General features: G+C 41.7%; 19 protein-coding genes. 8 read left to right on the forward strand and 11 right to left on the reverse strand.

The window, feature by feature from the left end; genetic code table 11:
- Positions 1 to 355 precede the first annotated feature (355 nt).
- Positions 356 to 1,258, reverse strand: a complete 903-nt coding sequence (locus H2672_RS14615) for a DMT family transporter (RefSeq protein ID WP_186672583.1) — start codon at positions 1,256 to 1,258, stop codon at positions 356 to 358.
- A gap of 114 nt (positions 1,259 to 1,372) precedes the next feature.
- Between H2672_RS14615 and H2672_RS14620 the strand changes: the two genes are divergently transcribed.
- Together H2672_RS14620 and H2672_RS14625 are read left to right on the forward strand one after the other, a co-directional pair.
- Positions 1,373 to 2,095, forward strand: a complete 723-nt coding sequence (locus H2672_RS14620) for an MgtC/SapB family protein (RefSeq protein WP_186672584.1) — start codon at positions 1,373 to 1,375, stop codon at positions 2,093 to 2,095.
- 12 nt (positions 2,096 to 2,107) lie between these two features.
- Positions 2,108 to 3,118 (forward strand): cation diffusion facilitator family transporter, encoded by a 1,011-nt coding sequence (locus H2672_RS14625; protein ID WP_186672585.1) that lies wholly within the window; start codon positions 2,108 to 2,110, stop codon positions 3,116 to 3,118.
- A 52-nt stretch (positions 3,119 to 3,170) separates the two neighbouring features.
- On the opposite strand, the gene H2672_RS14630 is transcribed toward H2672_RS14625, so the two are convergent.
- Positions 3,171 to 4,334, reverse strand: coding sequence for an iron-containing alcohol dehydrogenase (locus tag H2672_RS14630; RefSeq protein WP_186672586.1), 1,164 nt, complete (start codon positions 4,332 to 4,334; stop codon positions 3,171 to 3,173).
- Positions 4,335 to 4,453: 119 nt separating this feature from the next.
- Here H2672_RS14630 and H2672_RS14635 point away from each other — a divergent pair, with 119 nt between their 5' ends.
- On the forward strand, positions 4,454 to 4,690 hold the full coding sequence (locus H2672_RS14635; RefSeq protein WP_186672587.1) for a DUF378 domain-containing protein: 237 nt from the start codon (positions 4,454 to 4,456) through the stop codon (positions 4,688 to 4,690).
- Positions 4,691 to 4,836: 146 nt separating this feature from the next.
- Here H2672_RS14635 and H2672_RS14640 read toward each other — a convergent pair whose 3' ends face one another.
- From H2672_RS14640 to pruA, 3 genes are all read right to left on the reverse strand, one after another.
- Positions 4,837 to 6,081: a Glu/Leu/Phe/Val family dehydrogenase gene (locus tag H2672_RS14640; protein WP_186672589.1), complete on the reverse strand. Its 1,245-nt coding sequence runs from the start codon at positions 6,079 to 6,081 to the stop codon at positions 4,837 to 4,839.
- Between the two features lie 79 nt (positions 6,082 to 6,160).
- Positions 6,161 to 7,354 (reverse strand): ornithine--oxo-acid transaminase, encoded by a 1,194-nt coding sequence (locus tag H2672_RS14645; protein ID WP_186672591.1) that lies wholly within the window; start codon positions 7,352 to 7,354, stop codon positions 6,161 to 6,163.
- 102 nt (positions 7,355 to 7,456) lie between these two features.
- Positions 7,457 to 9,001 (reverse strand): L-glutamate gamma-semialdehyde dehydrogenase, encoded by a 1,545-nt coding sequence (gene pruA / locus H2672_RS14650; RefSeq protein WP_186672594.1) that lies wholly within the window; start codon positions 8,999 to 9,001, stop codon positions 7,457 to 7,459.
- A 133-nt stretch (positions 9,002 to 9,134) separates the two neighbouring features.
- Here pruA and H2672_RS14655 point away from each other — a divergent pair, with 133 nt between their 5' ends.
- On the forward strand, positions 9,135 to 10,451 hold the full coding sequence (locus H2672_RS14655) for an AAA-type ATPase lid domain-containing protein (protein WP_370569665.1): 1,317 nt from the start codon (positions 9,135 to 9,137) through the stop codon (positions 10,449 to 10,451).
- A gap of 234 nt (positions 10,452 to 10,685) precedes the next feature.
- Here H2672_RS14655 and yugI read toward each other — a convergent pair whose 3' ends face one another.
- The gene (gene yugI / locus H2672_RS14660; protein ID WP_186672599.1) at positions 10,686 to 11,060 is read right to left on the reverse strand and encodes a S1 domain-containing post-transcriptional regulator GSP13; all 375 of its coding nucleotides are present in this window, start codon (positions 11,058 to 11,060) and stop codon (positions 10,686 to 10,688) included.
- Between the two features lie 142 nt (positions 11,061 to 11,202).
- Positions 11,203 to 13,362, reverse strand: coding sequence for an RNA polymerase sigma factor (locus tag H2672_RS14665; RefSeq protein ID WP_186672601.1), 2,160 nt, complete (start codon positions 13,360 to 13,362; stop codon positions 11,203 to 11,205).
- A gap of 152 nt (positions 13,363 to 13,514) precedes the next feature.
- On the opposite strand from H2672_RS14665, the gene H2672_RS14670 reads away from it, so the two are divergent.
- Positions 13,515 to 14,840, forward strand: a complete 1,326-nt coding sequence (locus H2672_RS14670; RefSeq protein WP_186672603.1) for a sodium-dependent transporter — start codon at positions 13,515 to 13,517, stop codon at positions 14,838 to 14,840.
- 1,220 nt (positions 14,841 to 16,060) lie between these two features.
- On the opposite strand, the gene H2672_RS14675 is transcribed toward H2672_RS14670, so the two are convergent.
- Entirely contained in the window at positions 16,061 to 16,306 is a 246-nt protein-coding gene (locus tag H2672_RS14675) for a DUF1871 family protein (RefSeq protein ID WP_218624935.1), read from the reverse strand.
- Between the two features lie 90 nt (positions 16,307 to 16,396).
- Between H2672_RS14675 and H2672_RS14680 the strand changes: the two genes are divergently transcribed.
- Positions 16,397 to 17,572: a MalY/PatB family protein gene (locus tag H2672_RS14680; protein WP_186672607.1), complete on the forward strand. Its 1,176-nt coding sequence runs from the start codon at positions 16,397 to 16,399 to the stop codon at positions 17,570 to 17,572.
- Between the two features lie 47 nt (positions 17,573 to 17,619).
- Here the strand turns inward: H2672_RS14680 and H2672_RS14685 are convergent, their stop codons facing one another.
- Positions 17,620 to 17,838, reverse strand: a complete 219-nt coding sequence (locus H2672_RS14685; RefSeq protein WP_346267721.1) for a hypothetical protein — start codon at positions 17,836 to 17,838, stop codon at positions 17,620 to 17,622.
- A gap of 43 nt (positions 17,839 to 17,881) precedes the next feature.
- On the reverse strand, positions 17,882 to 18,631 hold the full coding sequence (locus H2672_RS14690) for a peptidylprolyl isomerase (protein ID WP_255485838.1): 750 nt from the start codon (positions 18,629 to 18,631) through the stop codon (positions 17,882 to 17,884).
- Between the two features lie 128 nt (positions 18,632 to 18,759).
- Between H2672_RS14690 and H2672_RS14695 the strand changes: the two genes are divergently transcribed.
- Both H2672_RS14695 and H2672_RS14700 read left to right on the forward strand, forming a co-directional pair.
- A complete protein-coding gene (locus H2672_RS14695; RefSeq protein ID WP_186672609.1) occupies positions 18,760 to 19,992 on the forward strand; it encodes an MFS transporter in 1,233 nt (410 codons plus the stop codon).
- A gap of 208 nt (positions 19,993 to 20,200) precedes the next feature.
- Positions 20,201 to 22,054, forward strand: coding sequence for a transglycosylase domain-containing protein (locus H2672_RS14700; RefSeq protein ID WP_186672611.1), 1,854 nt, complete (start codon positions 20,201 to 20,203; stop codon positions 22,052 to 22,054).
- Positions 22,055 to 22,070: 16 nt separating this feature from the next.
- On the opposite strand, the gene H2672_RS14705 is transcribed toward H2672_RS14700, so the two are convergent.
- On the reverse strand, positions 22,071 to 22,646 hold the full coding sequence (locus H2672_RS14705; protein WP_186672613.1) for a YufK family protein: 576 nt from the start codon (positions 22,644 to 22,646) through the stop codon (positions 22,071 to 22,073).
- Positions 22,647 to 22,674 lie beyond the last annotated feature (28 nt).

The following is a 22,674-nucleotide window of genomic DNA, read 5'->3' on the forward strand; positions in this document are numbered from 1 at the left end:
TAAGATTCTTGTGTGTGTTTCTTTTCAACCAACCGAAGCTGACTTAGTTAGAAACGTTTTGCTCAAGTGCGTTAGCACTCTCGCTGTATTTCATTGATGTTTTGCTGTTCAGTTTTCAAGGTTCATTTGGTTGCTGTTGTTTCAGCAGCAACTCTTATATCATACCAAGTTACATTCTTCATGTCAACAACTAATTTCAATTTCTTTTTCGTCGTTTTAACAATGTTTGAAGTGCAACGTTATCTAATATAACACATCTTCCAGAACGAGTCAACATTTTATTTCAACTTCTTTTTGCTGTTGTTTCTCGCTCCCTGAGGACATGTATTAATATACTACAGAACGTTATAAGAAATCAAGCCTTTTTTGAAAAGAATTTCCCCCGCAACTTTTTAACGTCAATTACAAAGAGCAAAATCCCCGCTATCACAACCATTCCACCGACTATCTGGGATATGGTTAAGGTTTCATTAAAGACATAGAACGCCAAGATTGCTGCTCCGACCGGCTCAAATAGTATACCGATGGATATGACATTTGTACTTACCCACTTAATGGCCCAGTTGAAAAGTGTATGCCCTAACAGATTCGGAATCAGTGCGAGCATTATAAACCAGAACCAATCAGACCCTGGATAAGGGCCAAATGACTCCCCTTTGATGAGAACATAAAAGAACAATGTGATTGTGCTTATCGAATAAACAACAAACGTGTATGTAATTAGCGAAAGACGTTTACGCACATCTTGTCCAAATAGAAGATAGGTTGTGATAAGTGCGCAAGCGATCAACGCGAGCATATCTCCATAAAAAGCAGTACCACTCAGCTTGAAGTCTCCCCAGCTAATGATTACACTCCCCGTTACAGCAATCAAAGCGGATAAAATTGTTTTAAACGATAACTTCTCTTTAAAGAAGAAGTATGTTCCTACAAAAGCAAATATGGGTTGTAAGGTAACAAGCACCGTTGAACTGGCAACCGATGTGTAATTTAACGACTCAAACCATAGAATGAAGTGAAAGGCTAAAAATACTCCCGCAATGGCTGAAAAGATCCAGTCTTTTTTACTGAGCGTCAATACTTCCTTCCTATACTTCATCAGGAAGAGAGGTAACATAATTAGAACAGAGAAGAACATTCTATAAAATGCAATCACACCAGCATCTGCTGTGGCGAGTTTTACAAAAATCGCAGAAAGCGCTACTGATATAACTCCTATGATAATTGGTATATACGGATGAATTCGTGGTTTTTCCATTTCTAACACATCTCTTTCAAAAAGAATTAGGTTACATCTCTATCTATATAAGTAAAAGATAATTGTAAGTATAACATGGTTATTAAGAGAGAACATTACAAGGGGGACACAATAATGACTTGGATTGCAAATGAAGCTATGTATCCCGAAGTATTAATTAAAATCACGCTCGCTTTAGTTTTAAGTTTAGTTATTGGTGTAGAGAGGGAAATAAAGAAGAAACCGATTGGATTAAAGACGAGTGCAGTTATTGCCACTTTCAGTTGTCTCCTAACTGTCGTCTCTATAGAAGCAGCTTATCTCGTTCCCGCACGTAATGACATTAATGTTACGATGGATCCGCTTCGCCTTGCCGCGCAAATTGTCAGTGGCATCGGTTTCCTCGGAGCAGGGGCCATACTACGACGTGATAATAATAACATTTCTGGATTAACAACAGCAGCGATGATTTGGGGAGCTGCGAGTATTGGGATCGCCGTTGGAGCCGGCTTTTATATTGAGGCAACGTTTGCTGTATTACTCGTAATGTTTGTTATTGAAGTCATCGCGCCCACGCTCGGTAAATTTGGTCCCAAAAGATTGCGTACAAAGGAAGTTTCTTTCATTGCTGTTTTATCCAACAAATCAAAGATTGAGGATTTGCTTGCTTATCTAAAGGCAGAGAACATGGAAATCAAAAACTTGCGGATACGACAAATCGATTCATTTAATCATCAAGTGCTTCATCAGCTCAACTTTCGCCTTTCGACACTCCCCGATAAACCTTTGTCTAGTTTGTATATCGAGTTAACGACGCTACCCTATATCGTATCAGTTGAAATCGAAATATTTCTATAACGGAGGAATATTGTGAGAGACATACTAAAACTTTTAAAAGAAGGCAACAAGCCCTCGCTACTCGCAGCAATTGTTAACACAGTAATCGCTTGTTTAAAAGCCATAGCATTCTTCTTCACCGGAAATGTTGCCATGTTTGCGGAAATGATGCACTCATTTGGTGATGCAGCGAACCAGTTTTTTGTTTTCGTTGGTTCTGCTCTTTCGAAAAAAGCACCCACTCCGAAATATCCTAATGGATTCGGCCGTGTCGTTAACTTAGTTTGTCTGGGCGCTGTCATTATTGTTGGAATCATGTCTTATGAGGCTATCATAGGCGGGTGGCATCATATCCTGAATCCATCTGAGTCAGGTGGAATGAGAAATTTAATTATCAACCTCTCTGTTCTCGGTATAGGTATTATTCTTGAATGCATTGTACTTTATAAGGCGGGTAAAGAGATACTTCATGAAGCAGGTATTGATAAAGGCGGGATAGCCCCCATTACATTAGGTTTTCAAAACCTAAAACGCGCTAAACCGGCGACAAAACTCGTGTTCATGGAGGATTTCGTCGCAACTCTAGGCGGTCTCCTCGCATTTGTCGCTGTCCTGCTGGCTCATTTCCTTGGGTTACTTGTAGCGGAAGGCATTGCGTCCATTATGATTGGTATGATGATGTTCTATGTGGTTGGTAAAGTATTTCTCGAAAACGCACGTGGTGCAATCGGGGAAACCGATGAGGAAATGCTCAATCATATTTCCCATATCGTTGCAGCGGATTCCGACGTTATTGATATTCAACGGATTGAAGTTATTAAAGAAGGGGAATTCTTACACGTCGAGATTGTCGCAGAAGTCGATCCATCTCATACGCTTGCTTATTTAGATGACGTGCGGGACCGTCTCATGGACATTATTTTAAATCAAAAAGGAGTGCAAGACGTTCTTATTTCTTTCGATGAAGATGACGGCGTATCGACATGGAAGAGGTCCAATACCTTTGATGCTACTAAGCAATTTAATTCAAAGTTACCTGAATAACAAAAAACGTCACGCATGGAGAATGCCTCCCGCGTGACGTTTTTCAGTTCTCTTATAATGAAGCTTGTAAAATCGACAGTACGTCCTCTTTATTCAGATTACTGAAGTTCCCGAGTGGTCCGTTAACTGTTGCTTTTTCTGCCATCAATTCAAGTTTCGAATCGTCTATGTCATAATAGGCAAGCGTTTCGGGCGCTCCAATAGATGTCCAAAATGCTCTTAGAGAAGCAATTCCTTCCACCGCAATCTCATCTGGTGTCTTACCTTCTGGTGCAACACCAAATACGTTGACAGCGAGCTTGGCAAATCGTGCAGGATTGACGTTAACATTATGATTCATCCAGTGTGGGAAAAGAATCGCAAGTCCTCCCGCGTGCGGGATATCATAAACTGCAGACACTGCATGTTCAATATCATGTGATGCCCAGTCCCCTTGATAGCCCATTTGAAGGAAGCCATTCAACCCTATAGTACCTGCGAATAAAATCGTCTCACGTAAATCATAATTCCCCAAGTCTTCGACGAGTTTTGGTGCACTATCCATTATCGCACGTAGCACCCCTTCACACATCTCATCTTGGACAGGCGTATTCTTTGCATTATTAAAGTATTGTTCAAAAATATGGGACATCATATCAACAATCCCATAAATCGTCTGGTCTTTGGGAACAGATAATGTATAGGTTGGGTCGAGAATAGAGAATTTCGGATAATTGAATGGACCGCCCCATCCATACTTCTCTTCCGTTTCTTCATTAGTAATAACAGATCCAGCATTCATTTCTGAACCTGTTGCTGCAAGCGTCAAAACTGTACCGAATGGAAGTGCATCTTTTGCAAATGCTTTCCTTGTTACAAGATCCCACGCGTCGCCGTCATATTTCGCAGCCGATGCAATGAGTTTTACACAGTCGATAACTGATCCTCCGCCAACTGCTAAGATAACGTCGATGTCTTTTTCCTTACAGATCTCCGCACCTTTTCGCGCAGTTGATACACGAGGATTTGGCTCAACGCCTGAAAGTTCATGCACTTCCATATCATTCTCTTTTAATATTGTCATTACTTCATCGTATAGGCCATTTCTCTTGATACTGCCGCCCCCATAAACAACAAGCACTTTTTTACCGTAACTCGTCAGCTCTTGTGATAATTTCTGAAGTTGACCTTTTCCAAAAATAAGCTTTACTGGATTGTGGAATACAAATTCATTCATTCTATATTGCCTCCCTTTATTCTTTTCATTATCCGAAACAATAAGCCATTTTGCAAAAATAAAGGTGCAAGTATGAAAATTAACCTTCTGGGCATAGTAATTTAAGGAGGTGTTGCTAAATGGGTAAAGTGCATAAATTAGCTCTAGCACTCACAATTATCGGTGCTCTCAATTGGGGAGTGGCAGGAATATTCCGTTTCGATGTAGTGGCACAATTCGCCGGTGGCTCCGCGGAACCGCTCGCACGATTTATTTATCTAATCATAGGAGTTTCGGGTCTATTCAATCTTGGCTTGTTATTCGACCATATTAGAGACCGTGACCAGGTAATTGTTACTGTTCCTGAAAAAGTGTAAAAGGCATCTCCCGTTTAAACCGGGAGATGCCTTTTATTGTTTATATTATAGGAAGAATAAGTTTCCACTAAAAATAGTGTCCAAACTTCAGGTACCAGACGCTCGTGTCATAAGTCGCGTCTTAACGGCATCTTCCGCTCGTCTTATTATGCCCAACCACGGAAACGTGATGCTTCCGCCGTTTTACGTACACCAATCATATATGCTGCTAGACGCATGTCGATATTACGAGTTTCTGCAGTTGTATAGACGTTCTCAAATGCATCAACCATTTTTTTCGTCATTTTTTCACGTACTTCTTCTTCAGTCCAGTAGTAGCCCATATTGTTTTGGACCCACTCGAAGTAAGAAACCGTTACGCCGCCTGCACTTGCAAGAACATCGGGAACAAGAAGAATTCCACGTTCTTTAAGGATTCTAGTTCCTTCAGTTGTTGTCGGCCCATTAGCTGCTTCAACAACAATTGTTGCTTTGATATTATGTGCATTTTTTTCAGTAATCTGATTAGAGATTGCTGCTGGCACAAGAATATCGCAATCAAGTTCAAGTAATTCTTGGTTCGAAATCGTGTTATCGAAAAGTGTAGTTACTGTTCCGAAGCTATCTCGACGGTCTAGTAAGTAATCGATATCAAGGCCCTCTGGATCATGAAGCGCGCCGTAAGCGTCGGAAATTCCGATTACTTTCGCACCAGCATCATGAAGGAACTTAGATAAGAAGCTACCCGCGTTTCCGAAACCTTGAATTACAATACGTGCACCTTTCATATCAATTCCACGACGTTTAGCCGCTTCTTCGATGATGATTGTTACACCTTCAGCAGTTGCACGGTCACGACCTTGCGATCCACCAAGAACAATTGGTTTACCTGTAATGAAACCAGGTGAGTTGAATTCATCAATACGGCTATATTCATCCATCATCCATGCCATGATTTGCGCATTTGTGAAGACGTCTGGAGCTGGGATGTCTTTGTTAGGTCCCATTACTTGGCTTAAAGCACGGACATAACCGCGGCTTAGTCGTTCAAGTTCGCCCATAGACATTTCACGTGGATCACAAACGATTGCACCTTTACCGCCGCCATAAGGAAGGTCGACGATTCCAGCTTTTAATGTCATCCACATTGAAAGTGCTTTTACTTCTTCTAACGTTACTTGCGGGTGATATCGTACGCCACCTTTTGTCGGTCCAACGGCATCGTTATGCTGTCCACGGTAACCCGTGAAGACTTTAACTTTGCCATCGTCCATTTTTATAGGAATACGTACTTCTATCATACGAAGTGGTTCTTTTAGAAGTTCATACATTCCTTCATCGTAGCCTAGTTTATCAAGTGCATCTTTAAAAAGACCTTGTGTAGACGTAAACAGATTCAGGTTTTCAGTCATTTAATGATTCGCCTCTTTGATTCATAATGTTTTCTATGCATACATTGTAACATATCGGACAACTAGATTGTTAAGTATTTTAATTCACGAAAACTTTTTTAATTTTCTCAATTGCCCAGTCCAACTCTTCTTTTGTGATAATAAGTGGTGGAGCAAAGCGAATCACTGTGTCATGTGTTTCTTTACATAGCAATCCAAGCTCTTTCAACTCTTCACAATATGGACGAGCAGCTTCCGTTAACTCAACACCGATGAACAATCCGCGTCCGCGTACTTCTTTAATCGACGGATGGTCAATTTTCTTTAACTCTTCCATAAAGTAATTTCCGAGTTCAAGAGATTTTTTCGCTAATTCTTCTTCTTCCAGCACTTCTAAAGACGCGATTGATACTGCACACGCCATTGGATTTCCGCCAAAAGTTGAACCATGTGATCCTGGATTGAATACACCAAGAACAGATTTATCAGCAAGTACACAAGATATTGGGAATACGCCGCCACCTAGTGCTTTACCTAAGATATACATATCCGGATCCATGTCTTCCCATTCACATGCAAACATTTTTCCAGTACGGCAAAGGCCAGCTTGAATTTCATCTGCAATGAATAGTACGTTATTCTTTTTACAAAGTTCACGTGCTGCTTTCATATAACCTGCCGGCGGAATGATAATACCCGCTTCACCTTGAATCGGTTCGATAAGGAATGCAGCCGTATTTGGTGTAATTGCTGCTTCAAGCGCTTTAATGTCGCCGTAAGGAATAAGATCAATACCTGGAAGCATTGGACCGAATCCGCGTTTGTATTCAGCATCTGATGATAAAGATACAGCTGTCATTGTACGACCATGGAAGTTTCCTTCACACGCAATGATTTCTGCTTGATTTTCAGCTACCCCTTTAACGTCATAAGCCCAGCGGCGTGCTGCTTTAATAGCTGTTTCAACAGCTTCAGCTCCTGTGTTCATAGGAAGTGCCATTTCTTTGCCAGACAGTTCACAAATCTTTTCGTACCATGGACCAAGTTGGTCATTGTGGAAAGCACGGGAAGTAAGTGTTACTTTATCAGCTTGGTCTTTCAATGCCTGAATAATTTTCGGATGACGATGCCCCTGGTTTACTGCTGAATATGCGGAAAGCATATCCATGAATTTATTGCCTTCTGGATCTTTTACCCAAACCCCTTGTGCCTCAGAAATAACGATTGGCAGTGGATGATAGTTGTTTGCCCCAAATTTCTCTGTTTGTACAATTACTTTTTCTGATACCGTCATACATTTCCCTCCCCTTTTATATGTAGAGACAGACCCACCCTATAGATGGGTCTGGAAATCAATGTCTAACTCAAGCGCCAGACGCCCGGAGCTTTTCTTAAATTAAAAAGTTTCTGATGTTGTTTTACCTTGCATATGAAGTTGTAGGTAATCCGGTCCGCCAGCTTTTGAATCTGTACCTGACATGTTGAATCCACCAAATGGTTGGTAACCAACGATTGCGCCTGTGCAATTGCGGTTGAAATACAAGTTTCCAACATGGAAATCTTCACGTGCTTGTTCAATGTGGTCACGGTTAGTTGTAATAACCGCACCAGTTAGACCGTAGTCCGTGTTGTTTGCAAATTCGATTGCTTCAGTGAAGCTCTTCGCTTTCGACAAACCAACAACTGGGCCAAAGATTTCTTCTTGCATAACGCGTGCTTTTGGATCAAGATCCGCAATAACCGTTGGTGCAACGAAGAATCCTTTCGAACTGTCGCCTGTTCCTCCTGCGATTAAACGGCCTTCTGTTTTACCGATTTCGATGTAGCTCATAACTTTGTCGAATGACGCTTGATCGATTACCGGGCCAGTGAAGTTAGATAGTTCTGCTGGATCGCCGTATGTCAATTCTTTCGTCAATACGCCAACACGTGCTACAACTTCGTCGTAAACGTCTTCATGGATAATCGCACGTGAACATGCTGAACATTTCTGACCGCTGAATCCAAATGCAGATTTAACGATTGATTGTGCAGCAAGTTCTAGATCTGCCTCGTTATCAACAACGATTGTATCTTTACCGCCCATTTCAGCGATAACGCGTTTCAACCAAATTTGGCCTTCATTTACTTTAGCTGCACGTTCGAAAATGCGTGTTCCAATTTCGCGTGAACCAGTGAATGATACAAAACGTGTTCTTGGGTGATCAACTAGATAGTCGCCTACTTCAGCACCAGAACCTGGGATGTAGTTGACAACGCCTGCTGGCATTCCCGCTTCTTCAAGAACTTCGATGAATTTGTATGCAACAACTGGTGTTGTCGATGCTGGTTTAAGAAGTACTGTATTTCCTGTTACTAGAGCAGCAACTGTTGTTCCCGCCATGATTGCAAATGCAAAGTTCCAAGGAGAGATGATAACGCCTACTCCAAGAGGAATGTAGTCGAAGCGGTTGAATTCGCCCGGACGACTTTCAACAGGGATACCATTTTTAAGTTCAAGCATCTTGCGCGCATAGAACTCTAGGAAATCGATTGCTTCAGCTGTATCAGCATCTGCTTCATTCCAAGGCTTCCCTGCTTCTCTAGTCAGTAATGCTGAGAATTCGTGTTTACGACGACGAATAATTGCAGCAGCTTTGAATAGTACATCTGCACGGAATTCAGGTTTAACTTTTTTCCATGTGTTGAATGTTTCGTCAGCAACTGTCATCGCTTTTTCAGCAAGTTCTCTGCTCGCTTTAGATACAGCACCAATTACTTGTTCTTTGTTTGCAGGGTTTGTTGAAACAAGTTTTTCTTCAGTCATGATTCGTTCTCCACCGATGATAAGTGGATAATCTTGACCAAGGTAACCATCGACTAGTTTTAAAGCCTCAAGGAAAGCTTGTTTGTTCTCTTCTACTGTAAAATCTGTGAATGGTTCGTGTTTATATGGGATCATATTATTCCTCCTCTTCAATTGTGAAACGCAAAGATTATTTGCACTTAGTAATAGATTACATATATAATAATGCAAAAGATTGTTGCAGATATCAAGCATTATTCATTAATTTCGCAAAAATATTATTTGGAAGGTGATTTTTTTGAAGAATATAGACGATTCACTCTTCCCTTTTTATGAGTTTGCAGCGCGTCATGCCGCGGTTGGTATACACGCCGTTGACAAAAATGGCCGAACTGTCATCTATAATGAAAAGATGAAAGAAATTGAAGGACTCGCACTTGAAGACGTCGCTGACCGTTCAATTTTGGAACTGTTCAATTTTGAACAAGAAGAAAGTACACTGTTAAAAGTTTTGCAAAGCGGCAAAGAACAACTAAATGTAAAACAAACGTACTGGAACCGAAATGGTACAGAAATTACGTCTATTAATGACACATACCCAATTTTCAACAACCAAACGCTTATCGGAGCAGTTGAATTAGCCCGTGACGTAACGGCTCTTGAGAAATTCGTTCTTCAGCCATTTCGAAAAAATAGTGATCCCGTTACATTCAATCAAATAATTGCTTCCTCCCCGCCTATGAAAGTGGTTATTGCGACTGCAAAAAAAGCAGCAAAAGCAAAATTACCGGTATTGTTAATCGGTGAAACTGGTACAGGTAAAGATCTTATCGCTGAAAGCATACATAATGAATTATCGCCTTCCAGCACTGTACTCTATACCCTGTTCTGCCATAGTTCAGACCCAATACTTATAGGTCGCTTAGATAAAGATTTAAATGTGGTGGAGCCACTTACATTATTCTGTGAAAGAATCGATTTATTATCCATTCCCTTACAGCAAAAACTGCTATCAATCCTTTTAAAATCACCTAACAGTAACAAGCAATTCATCGCGAGCATCGGGGATGACCCTGTGGAATTAATCGCTTCGGGCACATTATTAAAAGACTTATATTATTTCTTTGCATCATTCACAATCCGAATACCGCCCCTGCGAAAACGGAAAAAGGATATTTTGCCATTCATTTCCGCTTATTTGGAACGGCGTAGCGAACGCTACGGTTCAGCACTTAAAGATATTACGCCCGAAGTTGAGAATCTTTTCCTTGGGTATGAATGGCCAGGAAATATGCGCGAACTCGAATTTCTTCTCGACGAAATCTCTTCCCTTGCGATGAATGAAACAGCCATTACGTATGATCTGCTCCCTCTTCATTTTAGGATGAAGAGCGCGGATATCACCGACGAACCAACGCAGGCTGCCGATTTTTTAGTTCAGCCAGGTAAAGAATTGTTGCCGCTTGACCAGTTTTTGCGTGAGGCAGAAGCTTATTACTTACAAAAAGCGATGCAACTCAATGATAAAAACGTCACGAAAACTGCAAATGCGCTCGGTATGAGCAGGCAAAATTTGCAGTACCGGTTACGGAAATTAAAAAAATGAGGAAAAAGGCAGTTTTGCCTTTTTCCTCATTTTTTATTGTCTAGCTTGGGCCCACAGGATGTGGGTCATGCAGCCATTGCGACAGGACGTCGCGTACTTAGGCTGCGTTCCTCTTATGTCCAGACTTCAGCGGCCAAACGCTCGGGTCATAAGCAGCCCAGCTACACGGCAAAGTACGCCGTTTCGCAGGTCCGCTTATACCTGTCGCGTCTGTGCGGCCGCTTACGCTTTTCTTTATTGTCCAGACTTCTCGATCCAGTCTTGAAGTTTGTCTTTCAATGAATTGAATCCTTCTGCATCACTTTCGTCGACACGCGCTTGCAGTGACTTACGCGGATGGTCTTCTTTTCGTGTTGCGACCGGTGCTTCTTGCAGAGCACGGATTGATAGACTAATCTTACCAGCAGCTTCGTCGACTTCTAGCACTTTCACTTGTACTTCTTGCCCTACAGTCAGAAAGTCATTTATGTCTTTCACAAATCCGTACGTTATTTCGGAAATGTGGACAAGTCCTTGTGTTTCACCATCAAGTGCAACAAATGCACCATACGGCTGGATACCTGTCACTTTGCCCGAAAACTCTTCGCCTACTTCATATTTTCGCGCCATTTCAAACAACTCCCAATCTATTTTGGTATCGATTCTGCCCTTAAGGCCACTTAAAATTATACCATGTTTATAGAGTGTGAGCAAAAATTCGGCAATTTTACCCCGTGTATAAAATATAACTCTTTTACACAGTTCTACCCTTTTATTCAAAAAACATTGGATCTAAAATAATACGCTCGATTTCCCATACGAAATCTTCATTCAAAGCCATCTTCGTACTAACAGAAAGAGAATTTCCACGCTGAAATCCGATTGAATCCTCCCTTTCTTCGCTACCACCAAATTGCAGACTGTCGAGACTATAAATATCTACATCCAATTGACTCCATCCATTGACGTATTCTTCAAGTTTGACTACATTTTTTGTTTTACTATAAAGATGCCACATCGTCTCTGGATCTGCTTGATCATTCGCGTAAAAATACACACCAATAATAACCAGGGGACTTACTTCTTTTAATATAGCTAGATCATGATTCAAGGAGAATGATCGATATGTCTCTTGAACTTTGTTCTCAAAGTCAGAATTGGGAAACGTCACAACTTCCATACCCGCTTCAGGTTGCATAATCCCACTTATACCAAAGGTTTCAAGTTCTCCCGCTTTAGCAAGCTTCAGTGCTTGATCAACATCATATGTTTCTAAACGATTGAGGCTTTTTGACCCAGTCCAATCTGTTGCTTCCATTTCGGAGATGACAATTTGCATAATAAAAGCTGTTGGAGAACCTTCATCGGCGGAAGCGATCCTTTCCCATGCTGCTTGATACTCTTTTTTCACCTTGCCATTCGTTCCAAATATGCGATTAGGTTCCATCCCTCCAACGATTACATAGAAGAGTTCGTTGTATATCCAACTAAGCATCTCAGTCTTTTCATTACCCAAAGTTGTCGCCAACAATGTTTTTTCCATTTCCATTAAAAAATTAACCGAATCCTCTAGGGAATGTACGAGTCCTGGATACGAGACGAAAGGTGCAGATTCCAACATTGTAAAAAAACCACCAAAGTCTTCATGGATTGAAGATCGGATATTAGCGTTGAAATCATTCTTACCGTAACTTGGAATTATTGATCCCCATTCTTTTATATAGGTCGGGTAGATGTTTTGTTTAATCATGCCGTCCAATGCGTTTTTCAGGTCTTTAGGATATGAATCTCTCTCCTTCATAAACTTTTCGACATCTCCTCCTTCATTATCGATTGCATCCCTAATAAGTTGTTCATGTTTGAAAAATATCATGTAATACGATTGTTGGAGGATGTCATACTGCTCCAAATAGCCCTTCATGAATTCCTCACTGTTCACCCTATCGTTTGTAAGTGGATTTTTAACTAATCGCTCGGCCATTTCAGATGGTAACTCTACTGTTTTTATTATTTTTTTGTACTCTTCACTAACCTTCTTTTTATTCAAAATTCCCGTTTCAGTAATAACACGTTCATATCTGGTTGTCATCGCCTCAAAATCTACACGCGCTTTGTTTCCATACAACATCATATTAAATTCTATCTCATCCTTTTCGGTCGATTCTGTCAGGCCCAATTCGATATGGCGGCTGTCGATTTCATTCTCAAACGATGACTTTAACCGCTCAATGTATTTTTCGGCTGAAGCTTTTTTGAACTCTTCTCCGGTAACTACAGGAACGATTAGAAGCGACAGGAGGACGAGGATTCCCGCAACCCATGAAATCATGGTCTTTTTTGATATCGATTGCTTTACCTTTTCTGTCGCTCTCAACTCTTTTTGCGGCTTTGCAAAAACCTGCTCTTTTCTAAATGAAGATTTCATTCGTCTATATGACTTATTGAGGAATTCCAGCCTCTTTTCCAATTGCGCATCTTCCAGTTGACTGGATACTGCCGTAATAGCCTGCCGAACTTCTTCTAATGAAGTATCCATAATCGCAGCTATCTCTAAATCATCTAGCATGTGGAAATGCGAAAGAATGAATGGTACTTTTTTTACCGTTTCAATTTTCACAATCCTATCATGTAGTTCCTGATCCTCTTCAAAAGGAAATAGTGTTTCATTCTGCGATTCAGTTTGTTGAACATATGCAAGACTTTTTAAAGCGTATTTATATAATATGCAAACAAGCGACTCTTCATTGGCGATGGAATCTAACTGATTATGTAACTTTCTAAACGTTTCCTCCGCTACATCCCCCACCTGCTTAGACGCACAGCCATACTGAATGGCGAAACGCTCAATGTCTCCGGAATAAATGTCCATCCATTTTTCAAAAGCATCCTTCTCTCCAGCTTTCACCTTTTGCATCCACTCAAATTCTGTCACAAGCAATCCTCTCCTCCATTAAAGGTGTCTAATTATTTCAATTATAACAAAGATAGATTGACGGCGTAATTTGATACAAAATACCATGGTATTCGATTTGAGTTAGTGTACAATTAATAAATCTGTATCCTAATGAAATGAGTGAATATCTTATGAAACAACGTGATCAATGGTCGTCAAAAATCGGTTTTGTTCTTGCTGCCGCGGGCAGTGCGATCGGACTCGGTGCAATATGGAAATTCCCTTATATGGCTGGGATGAACGGAGGAAGTGTTTTCCTTCTACTCTTCATCATATGTACAATTGCAATTGGACTTCCGATTTTACTCGCAGAGTTTGTCATCGGACGTATGGGACAAGCTGATGCAGTTACATCACTAAAACGACTTGCTCCAGGCAAAAAGTGGCCTTTGGTTGGCTGGATAGGGCTTGCAGCTTCATTCATTCTCCTGTCATTTTACAGCGTGGTTGGCGGTTGGATACTTTCCTATTTAACACGTGCTATTTTCTTCAAACTCGATGCCACGACAGATCACGGAGATCTTTTTAATACAATCATCGCCAATCCAGTAGAAGTTCTAGTGGCCCAAGCCGTGTTCATGGGGCTGACGATTTGGATTGTACAAGGTGGTATTAAGGCAGGAATTGAGCGGGCAAGTAGATGGATGATGCCAATGTTGTTCATTTTCTTCATTATCTTAGCCATTCGTTCATTAACATTGGATGGTGCAATGGAAGGCGTTCGATTCCTATTTGTACCTGATTGGTCCCACCTAACAGGTTCGACGTTTCTAGTAGCACTCGGCCAGGCTTTTTTCTCATTAAGCGTCGGAGTAACAGCAATGATGACATATGCTTCTTATTTACCGAAAGAAGAAAAATTAGGACCATCGGCAGTGAATGTGGTGCTTTTGAATATCACAATATCAATTTTAGCTGGTCTTGTTATATTTCCCGCGGTATTCGCTCTCGGCCACTCACCGGCTGAAGGACCAGGACTGATATTCGTCATTTTGCCGGCTATTTTCAGTCAGATCCCGTTCGGCAATTTGTTTATGATTATCTTCTTCATCTTGATGCTTTTTGCGACACTTACTTCATCGATTGCGATGCTTGAAATTGTCGTGTCGACGGGTATCCGAGAGAAACACAACCGCCGAAGACGTGCTGCATGGGTATTCGGAATACTAATCTTTGTCGTCGGTATTCCTAGCGCATTGTCATTCGGAATTCTTTCAGATGTACAAATCTTCGGCGGAACAATCTTTGACTTTGCTGACACACTGACGAGCAAAATAGCGATGCCACTTGGTGCATTGCTCGTTTCGATATTTGCAGGCTATGTATTGACGAAATCGCAAACCGACGACGAGCTTCGCATGCACCCTGCGATGAGCAGCCTTTGGAAATTCCTCGTCCGATATATAGCACCTACTGCTATCATCGTCATTTTCATCGTATGGATTATCGAGCTCTGAGAAAAGCGTAAGGCGCCGTTTAGCCCCGAAAAGCGCTAGAAGGCTTGATGATAAAGGCGATCTTTGCCTTTTCAGCAAGCCTGAAGCGACTCGAGGGGCTGGCGCCTGGAGCCTAGACACTCTGAGAAAAGCGTAAGGTGCCGTTTAGCCCCGAAAAGCGCTGGAAGGCTTGATGATAAAGGCGATCTTTGCCTTTTCAGCAAGCCTGAAGCGACTCGAGGGGCTGGCGCCTGGAGCCTAGACACTATATAAGGCATAATAAAATACCCACAAACCCAGTAACTGGATTTGTGGGTATTTTTACGTCTGTTGATTAACCATTTATCTGCATAAAATACTGGTGAGAAGGGCTTGATGACCTTCATTTTCACTGGATCATTTCCGTTACGCTTTCGGCGACTATTCATGACGGATTTACTGAGGGGTCCTAGTGTGGCTAGAAGTGACTCCGTCACTTCTAGCCACACTTTTTTTCAGTAATCCTGTTGCGAATAGTTGCCTGTCGCGTTCCTACAATGTTCAAGTGAAAAATGCAGTTGTTTTGGGAGAAAGAATAGATGACATTCTATAAAGAGTGTAAGTGCCCGAAGATGCAATTTCGGGCACTCTTGTACATTGTACAATGCGTTCCTTGCTTACTCTTAGTAAAGATTATGCATGTATTCATGTGATACCTTATTGATAGTGACACTTCTTTAATAAAAAAAGAAAAAAACATATAGAAAGCATCAGCCCACGTGTGAGGCCAATAAAAATGTTCTTTTTTATAGTAAAAACTAGTTGATTGTAGTGGAGAGCGGCGACTCCAGCGGGAACAGCGCGAGCTGAAGACCCCGCAGGAACGCAGTGACGAGGAGGCTGAAGCCGTGCCCGCGGAAAGCGTCCGCTCGGAACGGAAATCAACGGGATTGAAGGAATTAGGACTTTTTCAGTGCCCTCCTAAGTGTACTTATGCACCTGGAGCGCGACGGATGAAGGACCACCATATGAATACTGAAAAAGTATGTAGGGATGCGACAAAGCTGCATCCCTACATATCCAGACCTCTCGATAATGGTATAGAATTCATTCAATCCAGAGCAATCCAAAATCGACTATACACGTAGCGCCCAGTTGGTGATCATGTTATTCAATGGTTACTTTTGGTTAATCAACAGGTTTGGTGTTTTATTGTATAAAAAAACTGTACCCGCATTAAAGTGGGTACAGCCACACAAAAATTAGACGATACATTTCGCCTCGTATTTAATCGCTAATAGCTTATAAGAAATTTGCACACATTTCTCGATTGGTATCCACAATTTGTAAGAATGTTCATAAATCTCCCGAATTCGCTTTGCAAGGTCGGTTGGATGATCAAGACGATGTAAGTCCGCTACGACATCAACAATTTCGAGTGCATACGCTTTTGGTCCCGCTTCAAATGGATCCCATTGTTCAAGAAGCGCTACTGCCTTTTTATTCATCCCTTTAGTTTGCACGCTGAGTCACCTTATTTTTCTCAATAGTTTAGATTATGATAACATAGTAAAGAAAAAAGGAAAGAGGAGATTTCCATGAATAACTTTGAAACTGTAATTGAACGTCGTAAATCGCGTTCTGTAAAATGGGACCGAATGGAAATGATATATGGAATGGAAGATGCATCCGATATTTTACCAATGTGGATTGCAGATATGGACTTTGCTGCTCCAGAAGTAGTTGTCAACGCGATGAAAGAACGTCTGGATCATCCAGTATTCGGCTACTCCTATATTTGTGAAGGCTGTAAAGACGCAGTAAGTATATGGCTTGCTGAACGTCATGCATGGGAAACAAAGAACGAATGGATGTTATTCCACCATGGCGTGGTTCCCGCAATCGCTTCGGTCGTTGAAACGTTTACGAATCCGGGTGACGGCATTCTTGTCACTTCTCCCGTCTATCCTCCCTTTTTCCAAATTCCCGAACGTCAGGGACGAAATATGGTCGAATGTATTATGAAAGAACAAGACGGTGTGTATTCCATTGACTTTGAAGATTTCGAGAAATGCCTGCAGCAAAATGTAAAGCTATTCATTTTATGCAATCCGCATAATCCCGGTGGAATTGTCTGGACAGCAAACGAATTGAAAGAAATGTTGCGACTTTGCACAAAATATGATGTCTTGATTTTATCGGATGAAATCCATGCCGATCTAGTCTTCTCAGGGCATAAGCATATTCCGCTTGCAACACTTGCAGGTGAAGAATCGGGACGTATAATTACATGTGTTGCTCCTACAAAATCATTTAACCTCGCAGGAATCCAAGCAGCGTTAATGATTGCGACAGATGAAGGTGTAAGGGAGAAGCTTACGTTGAATGCACTGTCACATGGTCAAATGGATTTGAGCTCTTTTGCAGCCGCGGCTTTGACTGCCGCCTATAAAGATGGAGGTCCTTGGCTAGCTGAATTACTTGAAATAGTTTCTAACAATATGGACTATGCAATTCGTGAACTAACAGCTGCAATTCCTGCTTTGAAAATTGCTAAGCCGCATGGTACATACCTTCTTTGGATTGACTATCGTGGTACTGGATTTACCGAGTTGGAAATAATGGACAAGCTTTTGACTAAAGGAAAACTTGCCCTTGATCCTGGTTCGAAATACGGTGAAGCAGGACGCGGCTTCCTTCGCATGAACGTGGCAACACCTTTGTCAGTTGTTCAAGACGGCGTTAACCGATTTATCACTGCGATGAGTGAGTGATTTAGCGCAGTTGACATTACGATCATTTAAAAAGAAAAACAGCATCCTCAATTTTGAGGATGCTGTTTTTCTTTTTGTTCACGGCGTTCACGTAAAATGCGTTCTTCAAGTTCTTTCGTTTCTAATTCCTGTTTCTTCGAATTACGTCGAATCCACATGAATGTAAGTACCAAAAGAATCGCAAAGAAAACCATTGAAATACCCGCCGATATATATTCTGTTTTATCTTCAGGAAAGTAAAGGAACGGCATTAATAGTGCGTTCACTTACATCCACTTCCTCACATTGTAAATTTCTATAAGATCAAAATTACTTTTGAAGGATTTCGATTGATTCAATAGAAATTTCTTCAACAGGCTTGTCTTGACGGCCTTTTTTCACTTTTGCAATTTTGTCGATAACATCCATGCCTTCAATAACTTGGCCGAATACTGTATGTTTTTGGTCTAAGTGAGGAGTTCCGCCCATTTTGCCATATGCTTCAGCAATTTCTGCTGGATATCCGCCTTTTTTCAGTTGATCAACTGAAGCTGGAACTTCTGAAGCTTGAACGATGAAGAACTGGCTGCCATTTGTTCCTGGACCAGCGTTCGCCATTGAAAGAGCTCCTTTTAAGTTAAATAGATCCATAGTGAATTCGTCTTCAAATGTATCGCCGTAAATACTTGTTCCGCCCATACCAGTTCCTGTTGGGTCGCCACCTTGAATCATGAAGTCTTCAATAACACGGTGGAAGATAATGCCGTCATAATAACCGTTTTCTGCATGTGTTAAGAAGTTTTCAACTGTTTTTGGTGCTTGTTCAGGGAAAAGCTTGATTTTGATTGGTCCCATAGTTGTGTTCATAATAACTAGTGCTTCGTTTGCTGCTACTTCTGTCGATAATTGTGGATACATTGTTGTTGCCTCCTCTGAGTTCTTCGTGCTATTTTCTTCCGTTGGCGCTTTGCCAGCAGACACTACTTCTTCTGATTTCTTGTTCTCAGACGCACTATTTCCGCAAGCGGCAAGTAAGACGAGACCAATGATTGTCAGAAGGGAGAAATACATTTTCCTCATTAACATTCACCCTGGACTAGTTTATCATATTGGACAATCTATTTCGACGAATAAGCATGATACTTCCTTCGTTTTCCGAATTGTTTTATACTGATTGTAAAGCACCACATGGAAAGAAGGTTTTCTAAATGGACGTGCATAAACGGAATTTCATCATCATTTGGATTTCCAACGTCCTCGTTGCGGGGACAATGACAATGATCATGCCCTTCTTATCCCTTTATATCGAAACATTTGGCGACCATTCCGAAGCTTATGTTCAAAAATGGTCTGGCCTGATTTTTGGCGCTTCATTTGTCACGGCTTTTATTATGTCACCGATTTGGGGACGAGTCGCCGATAAATACGGCTTCAAGCCCATCCTTCTCATAAATGGCTTCGGGATTGCAACATCCGTTTTCCTTATGGGATTTGTGGATTCCGTCGAGATGTTCTTCCTGCTCCGGCTGTTAAATGGTGTTGTCACAGGTTTCATTCCAACATCACTCGCGTTTATCTCTTCACAGACTGCGAAGAAGGAAGCCGGAAAAATGCTTGGGACTTTACAGATGGGCAGTGTGACGGGCACGTTATTCGGACCTGTATTTGGAGGGTTACTGGCTGATTCATTCGGTTTCAAATATACCTTTGTTATCACATCCATCTCTGTGATTGTCGCTGCACTTATCGTTCTCTTCGGCATCCAGGAACAAAAACGGGTAAAAAATCCAAGAGCTATCCAGTATTCCCGTAAAGCCATTATCAGCGGACTGCTCCATCACCGGCTCATGTTGAACGTAATGATTGTTACGGCACTTATCCAAGTCGGAAACTTCAGTATCCAGCCACTTCTGTCGCTCTACGTGTCCCATTTAACTGAAGCAAAAGACGTTGCTTTCCTAGCAGGGATTACATTCAGTGCAGCTGGGGTCGGCAATCTTTTATTCGCGCGCCGCTGGGGCAAACTCGGTGACGACATTGGCTACGAAAAGGTGTTGTCAATCCTACTACTCCTGTCATTTATCTTTATCATCCCACAAGCATTTGTGACGCAGCTGTGGCAACTTATTTTTTGGCGGCTGCTGTTCGGTATTGCGCTCGGTGGAATGATCCCCATAACGACTGCACTAGTTAGACGTGAAGCACCCATCGATATTCAAGGAGAAGTCATGGGTTATAATACCAGCTTCCGTTTTCTCGGGAATATTATAGGTCCAATGTTCGGCGGGATTGTCAGTGGCTATATCGGTATTTCGTCTGTCTTCATCGTTACTGGTGTTTTGTTCCTTGTCGGGTTCGCATTTCTCTATTATGCCAAACGAAAACCCGTACAGGACTTTGAGGACTTTCTCGCTGCTGAAGAGAAACGGACACATAGTTGAGAAAAGCGTAAGGCGCCGTTTAGCCCCGACAAGCGCTGGAAGGCTTGAAGATAAAGGCGTCCTTTGCCTTTTCATCAAGACTCAAGCGACTCGAGGGGCTGGCGCCTGAAGCCTAGACAGCGACCTAGGTTAAAATCAGCACACTTCGCTAGTTGGAGTGTGCTATATTTTTGTTACTGAAGGATTTCTTGAACGGAGTGCTAAAACATTGAAACAATTTGTTGGTTTCATCTTTATTCTATTATCCATCCCAATTCTCTTTGTTGTCCAAGAAGCCATTGCTGTCGAATTGAAGAGCGCTGGATCCTTCAATGATCAAATGTATGACTCCATCGAACTGTCGTCCCCAGAAATCAATATCCCCGTAACGTTGAAAGATGGCAATGGTCTCATTTTTGCAGAAGAGTACATAGAGTGGCGCAATCCGCTTCCACTTTCGTCCATCCCGTTATTCGCACGCCAGCTGTTTCTAGAAAGTGAAGACACAGGTTTCTTCGAGCATAAAGGCTATGATATAGCCGCAATCGTGCGTGCATTTGCTGTCAATACAGCAACAGACGATGTCAGACAAGGTGCCTCTACCATTACGCAGCAAGTTGTGCGGATGCGTTTTTTATCGACCGAAAAGACGTATGAACGTAAATTGACTGAACTTTTTTACGCAACTGAACTTGAAAAACAATCGACAAAAGATGAGATTTTGGAAATGTATATGAATGAAATGTATTTTGGCCATCAAGTGTACGGCATTGGCGCTGCGGCGACCTATTACTTCAGCAAACCATTAGATGAGCTGAATGAGGCGGAGATGGCCTTCCTTGCGGCGATTCCAAACAATCCCTCTTTATATGACCCACTAAAACATTTCGATCGGACAAAAGGTCGACAGGAGCGCCTTTTGTCTGTACTGACAAAAAACAGGGTTCTGACTACCGAGGAAGCCGAAATACATAAAAACACAACAATCCAGTTAAACCTGAAGGAAAAAGCGAATAATTTTCCTGCTTACACTACATATGCACTTGCCGAACTTACTGATCTCATAGCGCAGTCCGAAGGCTTATCTGAAAAAATGACAAATACGAAAGATAATGCGGAAAAAATAGCACTTGAAGCGATTATTCAACAGCGGATAGCTGAAGTGTTGTCCAAAGGATTGATTATCGAAACGGCACTTAACCCTGGAAAGCAACAGCGAGATGAACAAACAATCTCCTCCCTTTTAGAACCTACAGGTGTGCAAGCAGGTGCAGCCGTTATTGACAATGAAACCCGTGAAATCATCAGCCTATTCGCCGGTAAAAACTACAAAAAAGCTGATTTCCACCGCGCATTCCAGGCTGTTCGACAACCTGGTTCCGCTCTTAAACCGCTTTTGGTCTATGCCCCACTGTTTGAAAGTGGATCCTATACAGAAAACATGCCCATTAACAGCGGTACTATTTGCATCGGTTCGTACTGCCCGACAAATATCGGCGGTTACGTTTATGGCAATGTCACAGTAAAAGAAGCATTTCGACACAGCCATAATACAGCAGCTGTTAGGTTACTTCAGATGATTGGCATTGAAGAGGCATTCAACTATATCAAGCCATTCGGATTCAAATCAGTTACGCAAGAGGATATGACCTATGCAGCTGCTCTCGGTGGGTTTTCAAAAGGGATGACGCCGATTGAACTTGCGGGGGCTTATTCAAGTTTCATCGATGGGAAATATACCCCTGCCCATGCAATTCGTGCTGTGAAGGATAGAGAGGGGACTATTTTATACGAATGGCCAGATGACAAAGAGGATGTTTGGTCAGCTACTACAGTATCCAAAATTCGCGGCATGATGTCAGATGTCGTATTGAACGGGACTGGCCGCGGTATCCCCTATACAACTTCGTATACAGGAGCAAAAACGGGCACCACAGATCATTATAAAGATTTATGGGTTGGCGGATTGAACGACAACTATACAACCGCCGTCTGGGTCGGCTATGATAGACCGCAATCTATAAAGCTTTTGAGTGATCAGAAACTTCATTTACGTATATTTTCCACACTCCTCCAGGACTAGCCCTTCATTCAAAAGGCTAGTCCGTTTTACTGCCAATGAAAGGCAAACTCGCAATGACGCCATTATAAAGCTTCAACAGAATATAGATGATGGTTGAAACCAGTAACGTCCAAACCATAATTTCAAAAACGAGGAGCCCGATCGTACTGAAGATTGTCATGAATTTACTTAATTTGAATACGACATAGACAAAGTAGATGAACGTTGTCAGCAAAAATATAGCTGTTAATAGGTTAATCGAATTGATGCCACCTGCTGATGCAAGCGCGCCAAAAAAGTAAATGACATTGCCTCCGCGTGCCTCGCTATACGATTTCCCCTCCACATCCTTCGAAAAGAATAACATCGCGGTTTCGTGAATCGTTTCCGCAATCAATTTTAACGCTGAAAAAACCATGAAAAATAACAATGCATAAATAACTAGCAGAAAAATACGTAATTGTATATCCGTTAAAAATTCGCGCATACCAGCATATAAACCAATTCCTTTGAACAGTTCAACTGACACACCTACTGTGTAAACACCGAACGTTAAACTGAATAAGACAATTGTGACAAACGGCAAATAACCAAATATGTACGGATTTTTCAATTTCAGCACCTCAAAAGCAATTTATTTC

It is taken from the genome of Sporosarcina sp. BP05, from assembly GCF_014282005.1.
In the GTDB taxonomy this organism is placed as follows: domain Bacteria; phylum Bacillota; class Bacilli; order Bacillales_A; family Planococcaceae; genus Sporosarcina.